Raw genomic sequence first — 18,472 nt, forward strand, 5'->3', positions numbered from 1 at the left:
TCGTATTTAGTTAATTTTTACTGCGCTTGGCGCAACAGCAGAATGGGCGGTATCGCTTTCGCTATTTTCAACCGGGATATCTTCAAAACCCAGCAACAGCGTGGTAATAAACGAAATCACGATGGCCAGAATCATCACACCAAACACCCATACAATACTCATTGGATTGGCCGGATCGAAGAACTGGACACTGGTAAATAATCCAGGGGACGCCATCGAATGACTTGCCAGCCCACCGATTCCGGCGACTGCACCACAAATAAAACCACTAATAAGACTGGCGATCAGCGGGCGTTTAAGGCGCAATGCCACCCCATAAAGTGCCGGTTCAGAGATACCTGCGACAATCGCTGATGCGGCCGCAGCCAGCGCCGTTTGGCGTAATTCCGGGTTTTTGGTTCGCCATGCGACAGCCAACGATGAGCCACCCAGTGAAAGATTAGCGCCAATCTCTGATGGCATAACCATGCCCTCTTTGCCGGTCTCCGCAATGGTCTGAATAATGGTTGGGGTAAAGACACGGTGCATGCCGGTCATAACCAATAAAGGCCAGAGTGCCCCCATAATCGCTACCGAGAGCCAGCCCAGATAGTCATGAACGGTGTACACTAACGAAGAAATACCGCTACCAATCCAAATTCCCAGAGGGCCAATAAACATGATGGCAATAGGCGCGGAAATCAGCACAATTAACATTGGTTTAAGGAAGTTTTTGGTCACCGCCGGTGTAATGCGATCCACCCATCTTTCAATATAAGACAGCAGCCAGGTCATACATAATGCCGGAATTACGGTATAGGTATACTTCACCGCCGTGACCGAAACGCCCATAAACTCAACTTGTTGACCTTGTGCAGCTTTAGCCATTAAATCAATAAAGGCGGGATGAACCAACACCCCGGCAATGGCGATAGCCAGCGACATATTGGTTTTAAATTTGAGTGCGGCAGAAGCAGCAACCATAACCGGAAGGAAGAAGAACGCTCCGTCACCAATGACATTGAGAATAATCAGTGTCGATGAGCCTTTGCCAAAAACACCGGTCATATCCAGAATCATGGCCAACAGTTTGACCATCGAACCACCGATAATGGCAGGAATCAGAGGTGACATGGTGCCAATCAGCGCATCAAGGATCCCCGCGCCGATGCGTTTCAAGGTTATTTTATTTTTTTGCGGCAGCGTATTTTCAGCTACCAGGCCTTCCGGCAGCAGTTTTAGCACTTCAGCATAGGCATATGAAACGTTATTACCAATAATAACCTGACACTGGTTTTCATTGCGCACCACACCCAGCACACCGGTGATGGACTTCAACTTCGCCAGATCAACCGCACTATCATCGTTAAGCACAAAGCGTAAACGCGTCATACAGTGGGTCACCGCTGCGATGTTATTCGCCCCACCAATGGCATCGACTATCGATGCAGATACTGCGGCATAATTCTTTGACATGAGTAGCAACTCCCCGTAATGACGCACGCCGAGCTAAGCAAACCATTTGTAATCGAAGAGGGACTATCCTCACCAGCATAAATGGTAATTAGCTATTATATTCATAGTGTTATTTAAATATTACCTGCCGATACACCCTTGCTTTTAGTTATTATCAGGCAACTAGGTAACCGGTTCCACACGAGAATCTTAAATTACTGACTGCAATTCAATAGATGGAGCAATTAAATTCTTATTTTGTGATAACGATCAGCATTGATTAGGCGTGTTATTGTGCACGACAGTAGCTGTGGGCCTAAAGAACGGAGTATTGCCAGTCAGCCGCCAGTCTATAGCGCATGGTCCAGAACCCAATTGGAACAGCATGTCTGCCCGCCCATAGGGTAAGTGAATATTGCTAACAGCCGTGCAGTTTCGAGGGCGAAAGGTATAGAATGACAATAATTTTCAACGGGTAGGAAAGACCTATGTCTACAATGCTAGAAGTGGCAAAAAAAGCAGGTGTCTCGAAAGCCACTGTTTCGCGTGTTCTGTCAGGCAAAGGCTATGTCAGTGAAGTGACTAAAGCGCAGGTATATAAAGCGATTGAAGAGAGCGGATATCGGCCAAACTTGCTGGCAAGAAATCTGGCGACCAATAAATCACAATGCATTGGTTTGGTGGTGACCAATACTCTTTATAATGGTAACTACTTTAATGAGATACTGTCTCAAGCGGCCAAAAAATTAGAGAATAATGGCCGTCAGCTGGTGCTGGTTGACGGGAAACACAGTGCGGAAGAGGAACAAGAAGCAATCCAATTCCTGCTCGATTTACGTTGCGACGCAATAATAATTTATCCCCGATTTTTAACTGTGGATGATATGGATCTTATTATTGATAAATATAAGCAGCCCATTATGGTGGTCAACAGAAAATTAAGAAAAAACCACAGCCACTGTACTTTCTGCGATCATAAAGGGTCCAGTTATAATGCGACAAAATATCTCATTGAGCGGGGCCATCAGGATATTGCATTTATCACCGGCTCACTGGATTCACCGACAGCGATTGAGCGCCTTTCTGGATATAAAGAAGCATTAAATGCATTTTCTCTTCCGCTGCGCGATAACCTTATTATTCAAGGGAAATGGACCCCGCTCAGTGGTGCAACTGCGGTAGAATCGTTATTAACCAGCCAACAACCATTTAGTGCGATTATCGCCAGCAATGATGATATGGCAATTGGTGCCATGAAAAGATTAAATCAGGCAGGGATCAGAGTACCTGAAGCGGTCTCTCTTATTGGCTTCGACAATATCCCCATAGCACCTTTTCTAAGTCCATCGTTATCCAGTATTAAAGACCCGGTCAGCGGTATGATAAATGACGTCATTAATCGGCTAATTTCAATGCTGGACGGAGGATATTTATCAACTGAAAATATATTTCAGTCTGAACTGATTATCAGGGATTCAATCAGTGACGGGCCATATTTAAGCCAATCAGCGCTCAACCATCAATAAAGCGCCCAGTTCACTGGGCGTATATTGGGCATAGCAAGGGCCAACTGGTGTTTATAGCCCATCCTCCCGGCGATCACTGGCTATTGGTGGCACCGATGATGCTCTCTCAACCACAATACGGCGGACCTTATAGCCGGTGATACCCAGTATTAGCGTGACTATCGGTGCGGCAATATTAAATACCGCAAATGGCAGATAGCCCATGGTGGATACACCCAATACCGCCGCCATATAAGCACCGCAAGAATTCCAGGGAATCAACGGAGAGGTGACGATACCGGCATCCCCCACCAGGCGTGAGAGATTTTCAGGTGCTAACCCGCGTTTGGCAAATTCACCGTGGAATAACCGTGTTGGCAGCAATAAAGCAATATATTGATCACCCGCGACGATATTAAGCCCAATGGCCGTAGCAACCGCTGAAGCAAAAAGTTGCCCAACGGTTTTAGCCCGCAACAAAATAGGGGTTACCAGTTTATTAAGCAGGCCAAAGTCATCCACCATAATACCGAACGTCACTGCACCGATAATCAACCAGATAGTCAGCAGCATGCTGTCCATTCCCCCACGCGACAACAACGCATCCATCTGTGGAATACCGGAGTTCTCCTGAAAACCATTAGCCATCGCCAGCCAAACGCCCTTCACCGCAGCAATGGGTAACGCGGTATCAGGTTCAGCAATAAAACGCGCAATGGCCTGCGGCTGAATAAATGCTGCCATCACACCAGCCAATAACGCCGCGCTAATAATGGCCAACGGTGCCGGGACTTTACCGACAGATAATCCAAGCAAGAATACCAGTGGCAGTAAATTCCAAGGCGTAATGTTGAATAACTCATCAAATCGGGCTAATTCGGCGTGCGTAATTGTGGCATCAAAGCTGGCTTGTTGATTGATACCCAATATGATGAATGCCACCAAAGCAACCAATGCGGCAGGAATTGTGGTCCAAAGTTGTGCCTGTATATGGCGATACAATTCAACACCATTCAACTGTGCGGCCAACACAGTACTTTCGGATAATGGCGAGATTTTGTCACCCACATAGGCACCAGAAATCACGGCACCTGCAGTTATCTCTGGTGAGACACCAATCATATTGGATAACCCAACCAAGCCTACCCCAATGGTTCCCGCCGTTGTCCAGGAGCTGCCAATACTTAGAGAAACCCCGACACAAACAAGAAAGGTAATGGGGAAAAACCAATTTGGTGTAATCAGAATAATGCCGTAATAAACTAAAGTCGGTATCGTCCCCGACATGTTCCAGGTCCCAATTAATGCACCAACAGCAAGTAAGATAAATATCGCGCCAACCACTGTTGATATTCCCTTACGCGTGGATTGGGCAATATCCTCCCATACATGACCATTCTTCATAATGATTACAGCGGTAATCATGGTGCAAAGAATAAGCGCGACCTGTAATGGTCCATTGACGGCATTGAGGCCAAACAGAGCGACAGATGCGCCGACGAGTAACACCAACGACAACATCGGGATAATGGCATCTAAATAGGAAGGAGGCTTGATAGTGCGCGTTTTTTTGGGAACATTGGCCATATATACCCCACAAACAATTAAATACGACTAGTGAGTCAGATCAATCTTTTAATGATGCTTGCACGCTACGGCTCGTTTTTTAAGTATAGTCATTGGAAAGATATCTGATTAATTAGTTTAGCATTTAACGCCAGAAGTCAGTGCGGAGTAGCCCCCAAAGAAAAGGAGCACAAGGCTCCTTTAGGTCAAACAACGACGGTATTGGTATCGCTCTGACTATTTGGCGCGAACACCTTCGACTGACAAAATCAGTTCGACTTCCTGTGATGCCGGGCCTAAATCAGTGGTGATATTAAAGTCTTTCAGCTTGATAGTGCCATTGGCTTCAAAACCAGCACGATAACCGCCCCAAGGATCACTACCTTGGCCAGTCAACTTGCTTTCCAATGTCACCGGCTTAGTGACACCATTTAATGTCAGGTTACCCACGACCGAATAACCTTCTGCATTTTTCTTAACGTCGGTCGACTCAAACGTTGCCTGTGGGAATTTACCGACATTCAGGAAATCTTTACTACGCAGATGTTTGTCACGCTCTGCATGGTTGGTATCAACACTATTGGTATTGATCACCACATTAACTTTATCAGCGGCCGGATTTTTCTCATCAAAAGTGAAAGAACCGTCAAAATCATTAAAACTGCCGTATAACCAGCTATATCCTAAATGTTTAATCCTGAATTCGATAAAGGCATGCTGCCCTTCTTTATCGATTTTATATTCGGCGGCTACGGCACTGCCTGCGGTAAACATCAGTGCACCTACAGCCAGGCCCAACAGGGTCTTATTAAACATATTTAATTCTCCATAATACAGTTGGTTAATCGGTGCTACGTCCCAGCATCCGCTTAAGGGTTACATCACCATCAATAAAGTGGTGCTTAATCGCGGCCAGTCCATGCAAGAGTGAAAGCACGACGACTGCCCAAGCCAAATAGAGATGTACAGTTCCGGCAGTATCTGCCTGGTCAGGTAGATTGGTCAGTGTTGCAGGGACATTGAACCAACCAAATACATTGATTGGTTGCCCATCTGCTGTTGAGATCAAATAACCGCTGAACATGATACAAAATAGGACAATATATAAAATCAAATGCGCCAATATCGCGCTTACCCGAGTTAAGCGGCTATAACTCGATAAGGGTTTAGGTGGCGGCGAAATAAAGCGCCAAATCACCCGAAATAACATCACCGCAAACAATATGCATCCGATGCTTTTATGTATTTCAGGTGCCTGGTGATACCAGCCATCGTAGTAGCCCAGAGTTACCATCCATAAACCCAGGGCAAACAACGCATACACCGTAAATGCCACTAACCAGTGGATAGCAATAGTCATGCGCCCGAACTGCTCCCTGGTATTTTTCCAAAGCATAATGATTCCCTTTTGCTCAATTTACAGAGCAATAGTCAAACATTTCGAAACATAAAATCAACACTTATTTTATATAAGATATATTTTTCCAACCGCCGTCAGTTATTTTGCGGGAGTCGATAATTACTCGGTCAGTTTAATTGTTGGACTTTACTTAACCTGACATAAGCACAGTAAGCAAGCAGGTAAATACAGCAGAAATAAAAGCGATGAATTCATTAAATTAAGCATTTCCAGCGGGAAATAGCAGGAGTTAAAAGCAGAAATAATGCCATTACAAATATTTATAATGGCATTATTTGGAGGGGTATCCATTGACCATTCTTATCTAACAGTAAGATAGAAGGCCATCAGGTTATACCGTAAAACCGAGATAGAGATAGATTGCCAACACAATACTTGCAGTTGCAATGGCATAGGGCATTTGTGTTCGAATATGCTCAATATGGTCACAATCCGTCGCCATAGACGCCACAATGGCATCACCAGAGATAGGCGATGTCATGTCACCAAAAATAGAACCTGCAATGGCCGCACCAATCATATATTCCACGGGCATCCCCAAAGAGACCCCAAGCTGAACACCGATGGGGATCATAATGGCAAACGTGCCCCATGACGTCCCCGTCGCTAGCGACATAATTGCACTGATAATAAAAATAAAGCCAATTGAGAATCCAGGAGAAATAACACCGGAGGTGATAGTAGCAATATATTGCCCGGTATTGAGATCAGCAGAGACATTCCCCATCAAAAATGCCAATACCATAATTGAGCTAATTTTCACCATACTGGCGTAACCGATATACAACTCTTTAAAGAAGGATTCTATATTCAGGATCCGTCGCCCACAGAACCAAACAAAAGAAACCGTTGTCCCAAACATCACGGCGCTATATACCGACATAGAGCCGCTACCTTTAGTGAAATCGCCATCGCCAGTGACATAAAGTGCAACCGGCACAGCAATAACAGTCGACAGAATAGGGATAAGGAAGTTTAGTAATGAATTACACGCCGGATGATCAATGACTTCATCTTTTTCTTTCTCAACGTGCAGATCCTGTTTGCTGATGTAATTCGCTTCAGCCTTCTTCATCGGCCCCCAGGATGCCCCAGAGAAAATATAGAACAGTACGGACGCCAACGAGAACCATGCCATCAGATTCCACACCATCGATCTGGCCAGAATCTCAAAAGGCTGTCCATCGATGTACCCTTTGGCGATCTGAACACCGATGACCCCCATCATTGCCGCACCCCAGCCATTTATCATTGCTGAAGAACAGACTGATACACAGGAGGTTTGGACAATATAAGACATTTTCTCTGGTGATAGACCGTATCTTTTTGCCAGATCTTTGGTCGATGCACCGGCAATAAGTTGGTTGATCGAACTTTCAATGAAAATAATTGACGTAATCACCATCGCCAACAACTGCACTGCTTTTTTATTAGTAACAAACTGAGTTTTTTCTGTTAAGGCGCGAACTAAACTTCGAACGCCCCCGGTCACGACAATTAAGCGCATGATCCCGCCAATCATCACCATAAAAATAACGGTACGAGTATTACCTGGAGAAGAGAATGTATCAATAATTCCATTTAAAGTGCCACTGATCCCCTGAAGTAGATTGTGATCGTTAATAACCGTAAATCCAACAACTATCCCCATTAATAACGACAATATTACCTGCCGAGTAAAAATCGCCAAACAAATAGTTACTAGTGGAGTTATAATTGTCCACACGCCATAATCATGCATATGACTACCCTATTAATTATTGTATAAAGGAAAGGGCTTGCTCTGCGTCTGCTATTAAATCATTAATATCTTCGATACCGATTGAAAGCCGTAGTGTTGTATCGTATATGCCTATATTTTCCCTCTCGTTTTGAGACATAGAACCATGCGACATTGAAGCAGAATGGTTAACCATACTTTCAACGCCCCCCAGTGATTCGGCTAAAACAAAATAATTTAGCTTGGCAATAAAGGTTTTCACCGCTGTTATATCGCCTTTTAATCGGATACTGACTACCGCCCCGCCAGAACGCATCTGTTTTTTACACAATTGATATTGAGGATGTGATTCCAGACCAGGGTAATGGACATCTAGTACCTTAGAATGTTGTGCTAAAAACTGCGCGATTTTTAAAGCATTACTGCATTGACGTTCCATACGAACATCAAGTGTTTTCATGCCGCGCAATGCCAAATAGGCATCAAACGGCGAAGCAATAGCCCCAACGGTGGTTTTACAAAAATCCAGTTGGTCGGCAATATTCTGCACATTGGTAATAACTGCACCGCCAATTAAATCTGAATGCCCACCAATATATTTACTGGTAGAGAGCATAACGATATCAGCACCTAAAGTGAGCGGCCGTTGGTTCCAGGCACTGGCAAAGGTATTATCCACGCAGCTCATTATGCCCCTGCTTTTGGCAACCTGGCATACCGCTTCAATATCAACTAATTCCAACAGTGGGTTAGTGGGCGTTTCAATCCAGATTAAAGCTGTATTCTCCTGAATATGGCTATTTACTGACGCCAGATCGTTAAGATCGACATAACTGAATGTGGTACCTGAAGTGTGTTTACGCAGACGTTCAAACAACCGATAAGTACCGCCATAGACCCCTTTCATTACTAATACATGGGAATCTTTAGGTAGCAACTCCAATATAAGTGCAGTTGCTGCCATACCGGAAGCGGTCGCCGTAGCATAGATACCACCTTCTAACTCAGCCAAGGCGGTTTCATACGCATATCTTGTCGGGTTACTGCAACGGGAATAACAAAACTCCCCTTCTTCGCCTAAATTGGGTTGAATGAAAGAACTGGCAGTCGTAATTGGTGGAAAAATAGCATTATTGCCCCGGTCAACTTGATCTCCGGCATGGATAACCAGAGTCGCGATCGATTTTGACTTATTCATTATTTGTCCCTTTAAATTTTTACGATAACCCGCCGATCATTATTAATAATGACGTTAGGCCACGCAGTTAAACCGTAATATTTATTTACGTGTCATTATACTGATAATTTCTTTATCTGTTTGCCTCATCGGCGATAACACTAATTTACATAAATTGTTGATAGAACCTTCAACATTACAAGAAACAATGCCATCACGCTCCCCTGCAACGCTATTTTGTTGCGCCATCAACACCGACTTAAATGCGCAGGCGGTGGCAGTAGACACTTTCATCGCACAACTATTTGATGCACCATCACAAATAATCCCACTGATATCACTGATCATATTACTGACCGCGTAGGAGATAGTCTGAAAATCCTGGGTCAATAACCAACTCATACCTGCCGCTGCGCCCATTGCTGCCGTTGAAGCCGCACACAATGCAGACAATCGGGTATAACGCATATGAATTGAAATTGCAGCCAAATGAGCCAATGCTAATGCCCTGGCCAGGGTTTCATCATCGGTCTTTAGATGTCTGGCAAGTGTCACTACCGGCATTGTCACGGTAATCCCTTGATTACCTGAGCCATAATTTGACATCGCGGGTAAGGGTGCGCCTCCCATACGGGCATCTGACGCCGCAGTGGTGTTGATCAACATTTGGCTCAGTAAGTCAGTGCTGATAAAGCCGTTTTTCCTGGCCTGCGACAACGCCCCACTCACGTTCAAACCATAGCTCTTCCTTTGCCCCTCATCAGAAAGCGCAGTATTAATCTCAGCACTTTTCAGCATAAACATAATATCTTTAGCGCCAACATCGGTCACAAATTTAAATGCGTCGTTAAGTGAAAATTCGGGTAGTGCGCCATTTTCATTGTCGGTGATTAAGTCTCGGGCTAATATTCGTTTTATATTATTAATATATACTTGCGTGACATTGGTATGGCCACCTTGAATCACAACCCGGCAGTGATCATCAAGGCTATATAACGTAATATCAATAAAAATAAAGTCCGCAGCATCTACTGCGTTTAAACACACTTTACCTGATTCATTGAACATATAAGCTTGGGTAATTTGTGCCGCAGTAATGTCTTTCAATACTTCTAAATCGGCATCCGCGTTACCGCCAATAGCCCCTATCGCCGCAGCAAGAGTCACTCCGCAATAGGTTGTTCCTGGGATAGTGACCCCCATCGCATTTTTATACAGATTCTCCGATATCTCCCCCGTTATTTTTAATATCGGTGCGTTGAGATATTTGGCAGCCACCGCAGCAGCATACGCAATAGCAATAGGTTCAGTACAACCTAATGAAAGTTTTACTTCTTTTTTCAACCAATCGAGCAACTGTTGATGCGTAATTTTTTGCATTTGAAATAATTAATCAGTAATTTTATTTATTTTTATCTTATGGTTTTAACGGGAGAAATACTTTTCATATTTTCCTGTTGTTTTTAATAGCTGGAGAATATTATTCTCTTTAATGAAAAATTAAAACACAGATCAATTTAATTAAAAACTTATACAATACAACAAGTTAAATAATTTATTTACCATAAGCACTACACCCAATGAGATACTAGTCACAAAACAATAAAGAGAATATTTTCCCCCTTGGGCGAGATTCTTTCTCTGAACCCGTAAACTGCCGATTAAAAAAGGCGAGTTAGCTACTGCCAACTCGCCTGAAATAAAATCTAAGCTATCGCGATATACTCGCTTCAGCCTGTCCTGGTTTGATAACCCGTGCTACTGAGAAGACTGCTGCATGGTCCAGTTGAGCACTTGGGTGGCTAACTGGTCACTGGCCAGGCCAAAGGCCTGAATCACCTCATTCATCTCGCTACCTGTTATCGGTTGGCGAATTTCAAACTGGCGGGTCGCAATAATCCTACGGTCCGAAATTCTTACCAGCCGGGCATCAAAGCGGATCAGCACTTCGCTGCTACCAACATGATATACCCCTTGGAACGCAGACAAATCACCACTCAACTCCACATCAGCCTGTAGGCTGTCATCATCGCTACTGACTGCGCGGATTCGGCCATCACTACGGAACGCCTGAATAAGACGATTGCGCACCAGAATCGGTGCTGAATCACTCCAACGAGAGTTTTTATAAACTGCAATCTCCTGGCCCTGAGGCTGCACCGCTATGCGTGAGCTATTAAGAAACTGGTTCGTCGCCGGTTGTGAAACCCGTAATGACCAGTTTACTGTCTGCGTGCGCGGCGCACTCACTGCTGGTGGCACCGGCAGAAGATAAACTTGTGATACGGGGGCCGAGGGTAAAATGGTACAGGCAGAGAGCAGTATCGCCCCGCCGGATATCATCAATAGCCACACACGGCGGCCTGCATAGCGCATTAGATTAAGAGAGAGCATTAAGGCGTAAACTCCTGTGTTCTTTCACGGCCGCGCAACAAGGCCGCTGGGTTTTCTTCCAAACGAGAAACGGCGGCACGTAATGTCGCTAATGTTCTGCGCAGCTCATCCACAGCCGGCCCCAGCTCATTCATCCCTTGCATCCCGTTATTGAGTGAGGTTTTATTTTCACTCACCAATTTATTGAGGATGGTACTGGTATTTTGCAACGATGCCATGGTCTTGGCGGCATCACTGACCAGTTGTTTCCCCTGCCCATCCATTAAGCCGTTAGCATTACGCAGCAGGCGATTAGTTTGGGCCAGTGTCTCATTAGCCTGTTTACTGGCCTGCGCCAACTGCTGCAACAGGGTACGAAGATCACCACGTTGATCAGCCACGGTTTGAGTGACCAGCGCGAGATTATCCAGTGTCGTTATCAGGCGCTGCTGGTTATCCGGTGCCAGCAACTGGTTCAAGCGCACCAACACTTCATTAGCATTGGTCATGAAATTCTCACCGTTAGCCAGTAGCTGACTCATCGGCGAAGGGGTGGCAATAATGATAGGAACATCGCCATCTTTGCCTTCCAACAGCGGGCTGTCTTGGCTGCCACTGCTGAATTGAATATTTGAAGTGCCGGTAATACCCGCAACTGTCAGCCGGGCTTGAGTATCCTCGCGTATCGGAGTAGATGCAGAGACGCGGATACGTGCCCAAACCTTATTAGGATTCTCTCGGTCCAACCGCAATTGTGTCACCTCACCGACTCGAATCCCGCTGTACTGAACGGTGCTGCCCTGTGACAGGCCACTCACCGGTTCATTGAAAACGATATCGTACAATCTGAACTGGCGGTCAGAACCGGAATTTGTCAGCCATAGGCAAAACAGCAGCGCGGCACTCACCACAATAAGAGTGAACAATCCAATAACAACATGATGAGCACGGGTTTCCATATTACCACCTCTCTCCACTGTTAATTGCCGCTGCCTGATAAGCAGCCCGGCCTCGTGGGCCATGAAAATACGCCTGAATCCAGGCATCATCAGTCGCCGCAACTTTATCCAGAGTATCAACCACCAGCACTTTTTTCTGCGAAAGCACCGCCACACGATCACACAACGTATACAGCGTATCCAGATCGTGAGTTACCAAAAATACCGTCAGATTGAGGGCATCCCGCAGAGTGCGGATCAAGCTGTCGAACGCCGCCGCACCGATGGGATCAAGGCCCGCTGTCGGTTCATCAAGAAACAGAATATCTGGGTCCAGCGCCAAGGCACGGGCTAACGCAACACGTTTGACCATACCACCCGACAGTGATGCCGGATACTTGCTGCCAGTGCCCGGCGGTAACCCGGCCAGTGCCAGTTTAACCTGAGCCAGACGCTCAGCCTCAGCCCGGGGTAACCCGGCGTTTTCTATTAATGGCAACGCCACGTTCTCGGTCACGGTTAGAGAGCTGAACAGTGCGCCTCGTTGAAATAATACGCCAAATCGGCGCTCGACCATGGAGCGGGATTGACCTGACAGAGTCATTAAATCTTCACCAAAAACATGAATTTGCCCGTCAGTCGGACGACGTAGCCCAACAATACTGCGTAACAGAACCGATTTACCGGTACCCGAGCCGCCAACCACGCCCAAAACCTCGCCGCGCTTAACATCAAGATTTAACCCTTGATGCACGCACTGTGCGCCAAAGCAGTTAACCAGAGAGCGAATTTGAATAATTGCATCTTGCGTCATTTGGCTCACCACCCCATTTCCATGAAAAATAGTGCTGCCACGGCATCAAGCAAAATCACCACAAAGATCGAATGCACCACACTGGTGGTGGTATGGACCCCGACAGATTCAGCGCTACCCGTCACTTTGAACCCCTCCAGACAGCCAATAATGGCAATCAGGAAAGCAAAAATAGGGGCTTTGCTTATACCCACCAGAAAATGCTGCAACCCATTACTGTTTTGCATAATCGACAAAAACATGGTTGGAGAGATATCCAGTGTTAAGGCGCACACCACCATGCCACCAAAAATACCACAAACCATACCAATAAATGTCAGCATCGGCAGAGAAATCAATAGTGCCAAGACGCGCGGTAACACCAGCAATTCGACCGGATTCAAGCCCAGCGTCTGGATAGCATCAATCTCTTCATTAGCTTTCATCAAGCCAATTTCAGCGGTAAAAGCACTGGCTGTCCGCCCTGCCATCAGGATCGCGGTAAGCAGTACCGCAAATTCACGCAGAAAAGAAAATACCACCAAATCGACGGTAAAAATGCCCGCGCCGAAGGTAGTGAGTACGGTGGCACCGAGAAAAGCGATAACTGCCCCCACCAAAAAGGTGAGCAACATAATGATCGGTACAGCATTGAGGCCAATCTGTTGAATATTGGCAATTAATGAGGTAATGCGCCAGCGTGAGGGGCGAAAGAGTGTCCCCAGCAAGGTTTCCAGCGTCAGACCAATAAAGCCCAATAGTGACTTAATATCTTGCCATAAGTTATCGACCGAACGGCCGGTGTTAGCCAGCATCTCCAGCCAAAATCGTGCGGGTTTTTCTGACGGCTCAGGGGCTAAGTCAGGCAATACATGGCTTACCGTTTCAAGTAAGGTTCGCCGTTCTTCTGGCAATTTAGGCGCAAGTTCGCGTAAATTTGCCACACGATCCTCACCCAGAAGCAGAGCTAGCAACGTTGCACCGGCGGTATCTAACGCCCCGAGTTGGTTGAGGTCAAATACCACGCCACTGGGCATATTAACGCGCAACTGCGCCACTTGGGGTTCCAAAAAGCGGTAATGCGCCAGTACCCAATCCCCCCTGATATACACTATGGGAGGCTGAGCCGCGCTATCGAGATCAAGTTGTACGGAGGACGTTTGCTCAGTCATTGCTCAGACCTTACCTATTTCAAACCCTAATGTTTCAAACCCTAAATAGGTATATCACACAGTTAAGTAAGAGTAATGACTGTTTAATTAATGAAGTGTTAACCACCCGCTAATCAGTGAGGTGTGGCACTCTGTTTGCCCAATTGCCGTATTTTCTTCCCCGGCAGGGTAAACCACACCACCACCGCCAGCAGAATTAACAGTGCGCTGGCAGTACCTAATACCAAACTATGCGAGGCAGAAAAGGCAAGTTTGGCGCTGGTCAGTAGATGCTCGTTCCCACCAAGGCTATTGACCACCTGAATAGTTTCACTGATAGAAGCACTTGCCTGCTCAACCAGATCAGCGGGTAAATCTGCTGGTAATTCAATAGACGCGGTATAGGCCCGCGATAACATCAAACCAAATATTGCCACCCCAAATCCCGCCCCCAGCTCATAAGCCATACCCTCAACCGCCCCTGCCGCACCGGCTTTTTCCGGGGGAGCCGCACTCATAATCGCCGCGGTAGAAGCTAATAACGAGGCTTCAATACTGAACCCCAGCACTATCATCCATCCCCATGCCAGATAAACTTGCGTGGCAAAATCGGTCCAGGCCAGGCCGAGAAAACTCAATGAGCTAAATGCAATACCCGCGCTTGCAACGGTACGTAACCCCAATTTAGCCACCAGCCAACCGGATATCGGCCCGCTAACACCACTGGCAATCATCAATGGCATTAGAAAAATACCCGCTTCGAGTGGGCTTTTACCTAACACAAACTGCAATTCCTGTGTCAGCAGCAGTTCAAAACCAACCAGCGTTATCATTGCCGTCATGGCCATTGCCATACCAACAGCGATCACCCGCTGGCTTATCAGGCGAAAATCAATCATTGGAGCTGTCGTTGATAACTGGTGACGAACAAAAGCAAACAGCATCGCGCCCCCGATAAACGCGGTTAGGAAAGTTACCCTCATATCTCCCCCGCCGCGCAGCCCGGTTTTGGCCGCATAGACCAGCAATAGGATCGCAGTAATCAATACCAGTGCCGGAGCCAATTTCCATGACTGTTCCACCCGCACTGGCAGGCTCGGTATAACCAGCAGCGTGGCAATAACCACTGCAATAATAATAGGGATATTGATCAGGAAGACTGAACCCCAGTAGAAATATTCCATCAATAATCCACCAACTAGTGGCCCCATCGCGGCACCCGTCGTTCCGATGGCAACCCATATCCCCAGCGCCAATGCCCTTTCTCGTTCATCGGTAAAGATATGGCGCACCGCCGATAAGGTTGCCGGCAGGATCATCGCCGCACCTATCGCCAAAAAAGCGCGTGCCGCAATGAGCGCGGCAACCGATGGTGCAAGAGCCGCCGCCAGTGAGGCAAGCCCGAACAGTACCGACCCCAACAACGCCAAGCGTTTGAAACCGATGCGATCCCCCAGCGCCCCCATTGGCAGCAGCAAACAGGCCATAACCAGTGAGTAAATATCAATAATCCACAGCAATTCACTGCCCGTGGCTGACAGCGCAATACCCAGTCGTGGGGCGGCCACATGTAATACAGTTGCATCAATAGAAACTGGGAGATACATCAGAATAATAACGTAGAAAATCATCCACTTTTTAGACATACAAAACGCTCAAATAAGGCATAGATTAATGTTGAACACCTGTTCAATATGTCAATAATAGCGGAAAGTTGAACTAGCGTCCAATTCATCACATAATGGCTGAAACACTAATAAGTCAGATAAGGAGTCTCTTTGGCCTATTTGAACCGTGAGGAACGCCACGACACCCTTTTGCAGGCTGCGATGCGTGTCGCGATAAGTGAAGGGATGGCGGCAACCACTGTACGTCGTGTTGCCAGCGAAGCGGGCGTGGCTGTTGGGCAAGTTCATCACCATTTCACATCAGTCTCACGACTACGAGCAGATGCTTTTCTACTCTTAGTTAAACAGTCGTTATCTGCTTTTGCGCTAAACAGTCAAAACTTACCTGCCGTTGAACGGATACAGCAAGTGTTGGGCTATCCACAAGATGAAGCCGGCCGAAGAGAAACCCGGTTGTGGAATGAAATTTCAATGCTAGCCGAGCGCGATGAACTTATTAAGGAAGCCTATGCGGCGTCGATGTCAGACTGGCATGCGGCTACCGTGGCGGTGATCCATACCGGCATTACCAACGATGAATTTCGCTCAGACATAAATGCCAGTGATGTTGCCTGGCGGCTGATCGGGCTGGTGTGCGGTCTGGATGGTCTAACCCAGTTTACCGAGTTAGGTTTTTCAGAAGCAGAAATCTTGCGCCATCTGGCTGCAATGATGAGAAGCGAGTTATTGAAAAACCATTAATAGATTCTCACCTTGGCCGGTACTTAACTCGGAGAGTTTTCCCTGATAGGACAGGCTATAATGATTATCTGATTCCTCAAATCCCCAACGTCATTGGCGTGGCAGCACAGCAACCAATCCCGATGAGCTGACAGAGGTTAGCAATTCAGGTGATAAACATGCCGGGAGCAGCTAACGTCAAGGAGGAAAGGGCATTTTATAAAGTACATAATATGACTAAACAGACTCCTGTCGCCGACTGTATTTATTACAATGGCACAATTTATACGGCAGATGCTGATAACACGGTTTGCAGTGCCATCGCCATCGGCCAAGGTTATATTCTGGCCACGGGCGGTGATGAGATCAAACAGCAATTCACTAGCGCGCAAACTCAACTTATCGATCTGGCAGGTAAGTTTATGATGCCCGGCCTGATTGACAGCCATATGCACCCGTTTTGGGGGGGGAAACAACTGATTGGTTGTAACCTCAATTATGCTGCGCTAAGTGTTGAGCAGACACTGGATATTATCCAGAAACACCTCGATAGCGATCCTTTTAACGGTGAAAATGACTGGCTGACCGTGCGCGCCTGGCAGCGTCAGGCGATGACACCCGTCGGCGCTGATATGAGCCGAAAGGCCTTGGATTCGCTCAATACCAGCCGTCCAATCGCATTGTTTTCCAATGATTGCCACACGCTGGCGGCCAACAGCCGCGCGCTGGAATTGCTGGGTATCGATGAATACACTCCAGTACCGCCAGATGGCAAAATTGCCCGCGATACCCACGGTAAATTGACCGGTATTTTGGAAGATGCGCCCGCCATGCGCGCCTTTGACAGTATCCCCTCCGCCACAGCGGAAAAGAATGTGCAAATTGCGGCCCATGTGCAGCAAGTACTTAATGCGCAGGGTGTCACTACCGTGATGGATACTCGTGTTTTTGCCGAACAGTTGTTGGCTTTCCACCGTTTGCATGAACGTGATGCCTTAACCTTACGGGTTCTGGGCGCTAAAGAAGTGACTCCAGATAGCCTGCAAGGCCCACAGGACGCCGCTCGCGTGGTACAAGAGGTGGTAGAGTTCGCCCGTCAATGGGGAAGCCACGCATGGACACCCGCACCGGGTTTCGCCGTCGATCACCTGAAATTGTTTATCGACGGGGTATTGCAACCCCCAACCATGACCGCTGCATTACTGGAGCCGTATCGTGCCAACCAGGGTTCAGCACAACAACCTGACTGGCAAGATACCGAGCGCTATGGCGACCTCTATTTTAGCGCGCCAGTAGTCAATGCCGTGATTCTGGAGTGCGCCCGCGCAGGTCTTCATCCACACACTCATACCGTGGGTGATGGGGCCATCGAGATGGTGCTGGATGCAGTGGAACAGATGCGCGCCGCCTTGCCGGGCAAAGATATCCGCCCAGGATTAGCACATAACGAGCTGGTTGCCCCCCATCAATATGATCGTTTTGCCAAACTGGGAGCAACAGCAGTGCTTTCCTTCCAGTGGGCTGGCTTGCCGGGGGTGCTAATTGATGAAGAGCGTGAGATGTTGGGCGAGGCCCGTTTCCAGCATATGGAGCCCGCAGCACGCTTCCTTGATGCTGGCGCACGTATTGCGTATGGCAGTGACTGGCCCATTGACCGGCTAGATGAATGGTACAACCTGCAAGTGGGTATGACCCGTCGTGCATGGGATCTCGACGGTCATCCGGCTGGCCCACGGCTGGATAATGATCGTGACCTGACGCTGATTGAAACATTACGTTCTGCCACTATTGATGCCGCTTATATGATTGCCAAAGAGCAATATATCGGTTCACTGGAAGCAGGGAAGTTCGCCGATATTATCATTCTGAAAAATAACCTGTTTGAGCAGTCGCCAAACGCTATTTACCAGACACAGGTGGAATCTACGCTGATCGGCGGTAATGTGGTTTATCAAGCCTAGTAAATGCCCCGCATCATTGATGCACGTCGGTGATGTGGGGGACAACTCTGTCAGGAGCAGAGTTGAGCACGACAACATAGGCTAAG

15 protein-coding genes are annotated in these 18,472 nt (G+C 47.1%); 3 read left to right on the plus strand and 12 right to left on the minus strand.

What is annotated here, in order from left to right:
* Positions 1 to 6: 6 nt before the first annotated feature.
* Complete coding sequence (ascF, locus tag Q2T71_RS14390) at positions 7 to 1,455, minus strand: PTS cellobiose/arbutin/salicin transporter subunit IIBC (protein WP_372559533.1); 1,449 nt, start codon at positions 1,453 to 1,455, stop codon at positions 7 to 9.
* Between the two features lie 467 nt (positions 1,456 to 1,922).
* Here ascF and Q2T71_RS14395 point away from each other — a divergent pair, with 467 nt between their 5' ends.
* Entirely contained in the window at positions 1,923 to 2,960 is a 1,038-nt protein-coding gene (locus Q2T71_RS14395) for a LacI family DNA-binding transcriptional regulator (protein WP_372559534.1), read from the plus strand.
* A 51-nt stretch (positions 2,961 to 3,011) separates the two neighbouring features.
* Here the strand turns inward: Q2T71_RS14395 and Q2T71_RS14400 are convergent, their stop codons facing one another.
* The 11 genes from Q2T71_RS14400 to Q2T71_RS14450 all read right to left on the minus strand — a co-directional run bounded on the left by Q2T71_RS14400 (position 3,012) and on the right by Q2T71_RS14450 (position 15,723).
* Positions 3,012 to 4,526 carry a Na+/H+ antiporter NhaC family protein gene (locus tag Q2T71_RS14400; protein ID WP_083158189.1) on the minus strand — a complete coding sequence of 505 codons (1,515 nt, stop codon included), beginning with the start codon at positions 4,524 to 4,526 and terminating at the stop codon, positions 3,012 to 3,014.
* A 216-nt stretch (positions 4,527 to 4,742) separates the two neighbouring features.
* A complete protein-coding gene (locus Q2T71_RS14405) occupies positions 4,743 to 5,321 on the minus strand; it encodes a YceI family protein (protein ID WP_083158188.1) in 579 nt (192 codons plus the stop codon).
* A gap of 25 nt (positions 5,322 to 5,346) precedes the next feature.
* Positions 5,347 to 5,901, minus strand: a complete 555-nt coding sequence (locus Q2T71_RS14410) for a cytochrome b (RefSeq protein ID WP_372559535.1) — start codon at positions 5,899 to 5,901, stop codon at positions 5,347 to 5,349.
* 355 nt (positions 5,902 to 6,256) lie between these two features.
* Positions 6,257 to 7,666, minus strand: a complete 1,410-nt coding sequence (locus Q2T71_RS14415) for a Na+/H+ antiporter NhaC family protein (protein ID WP_372559536.1) — start codon at positions 7,664 to 7,666, stop codon at positions 6,257 to 6,259.
* A 16-nt stretch (positions 7,667 to 7,682) separates the two neighbouring features.
* Complete coding sequence (locus tag Q2T71_RS14420) at positions 7,683 to 8,843, minus strand: PLP-dependent aspartate aminotransferase family protein (RefSeq protein ID WP_372559537.1); 1,161 nt, start codon at positions 8,841 to 8,843, stop codon at positions 7,683 to 7,685.
* Positions 8,844 to 8,924: 81 nt separating this feature from the next.
* On the minus strand, positions 8,925 to 10,202 hold the full coding sequence (locus tag Q2T71_RS14425; protein WP_372559538.1) for a serine dehydratase subunit alpha family protein: 1,278 nt from the start codon (positions 10,200 to 10,202) through the stop codon (positions 8,925 to 8,927).
* 378 nt (positions 10,203 to 10,580) lie between these two features.
* Positions 10,581 to 11,216: an ABC-type transport auxiliary lipoprotein family protein gene (locus tag Q2T71_RS14430; RefSeq protein ID WP_372559539.1), complete on the minus strand. Its 636-nt coding sequence runs from the start codon at positions 11,214 to 11,216 to the stop codon at positions 10,581 to 10,583.
* The gene (locus tag Q2T71_RS14435) at positions 11,216 to 12,154 is read right to left on the minus strand and encodes an MlaD family protein (protein ID WP_372559540.1); all 939 of its coding nucleotides are present in this window, start codon (positions 12,152 to 12,154) and stop codon (positions 11,216 to 11,218) included. The genes Q2T71_RS14430 and Q2T71_RS14435 overlap by 1 nt, the downstream gene beginning before the upstream one ends.
* 1 nt (position 12,155) lies before the next feature.
* Positions 12,156 to 12,947, minus strand: coding sequence for an ABC transporter ATP-binding protein (locus Q2T71_RS14440; RefSeq protein WP_193784620.1), 792 nt, complete (start codon positions 12,945 to 12,947; stop codon positions 12,156 to 12,158).
* 5 nt (positions 12,948 to 12,952) lie between these two features.
* Positions 12,953 to 14,098, minus strand: a complete 1,146-nt coding sequence (locus Q2T71_RS14445; protein ID WP_372559541.1) for an MlaE family ABC transporter permease — start codon at positions 14,096 to 14,098, stop codon at positions 12,953 to 12,955.
* Between the two features lie 113 nt (positions 14,099 to 14,211).
* A complete protein-coding gene (locus Q2T71_RS14450; protein ID WP_372559542.1) occupies positions 14,212 to 15,723 on the minus strand; it encodes a SmvA family efflux MFS transporter in 1,512 nt (503 codons plus the stop codon).
* Between the two features lie 132 nt (positions 15,724 to 15,855).
* Between Q2T71_RS14450 and Q2T71_RS14455 the strand changes: the two genes are divergently transcribed.
* Positions 15,856 to 16,446, plus strand: coding sequence for a TetR family transcriptional regulator (locus tag Q2T71_RS14455; RefSeq protein ID WP_372559543.1), 591 nt, complete (start codon positions 15,856 to 15,858; stop codon positions 16,444 to 16,446).
* A 212-nt stretch (positions 16,447 to 16,658) separates the two neighbouring features.
* Positions 16,659 to 18,386 carry an amidohydrolase gene (locus Q2T71_RS14460; RefSeq protein ID WP_372559544.1) on the plus strand — a complete coding sequence of 576 codons (1,728 nt, stop codon included), beginning with the start codon at positions 16,659 to 16,661 and terminating at the stop codon, positions 18,384 to 18,386.
* Positions 18,387 to 18,472 lie beyond the last annotated feature (86 nt).

This window comes from Yersinia sp. 1652 StPb PI (assembly GCF_041538345.1).
In the GTDB taxonomy this organism is placed as follows: Bacteria; Pseudomonadota; Gammaproteobacteria; order Enterobacterales; family Enterobacteriaceae; genus Yersinia; species Yersinia enterocolitica_E.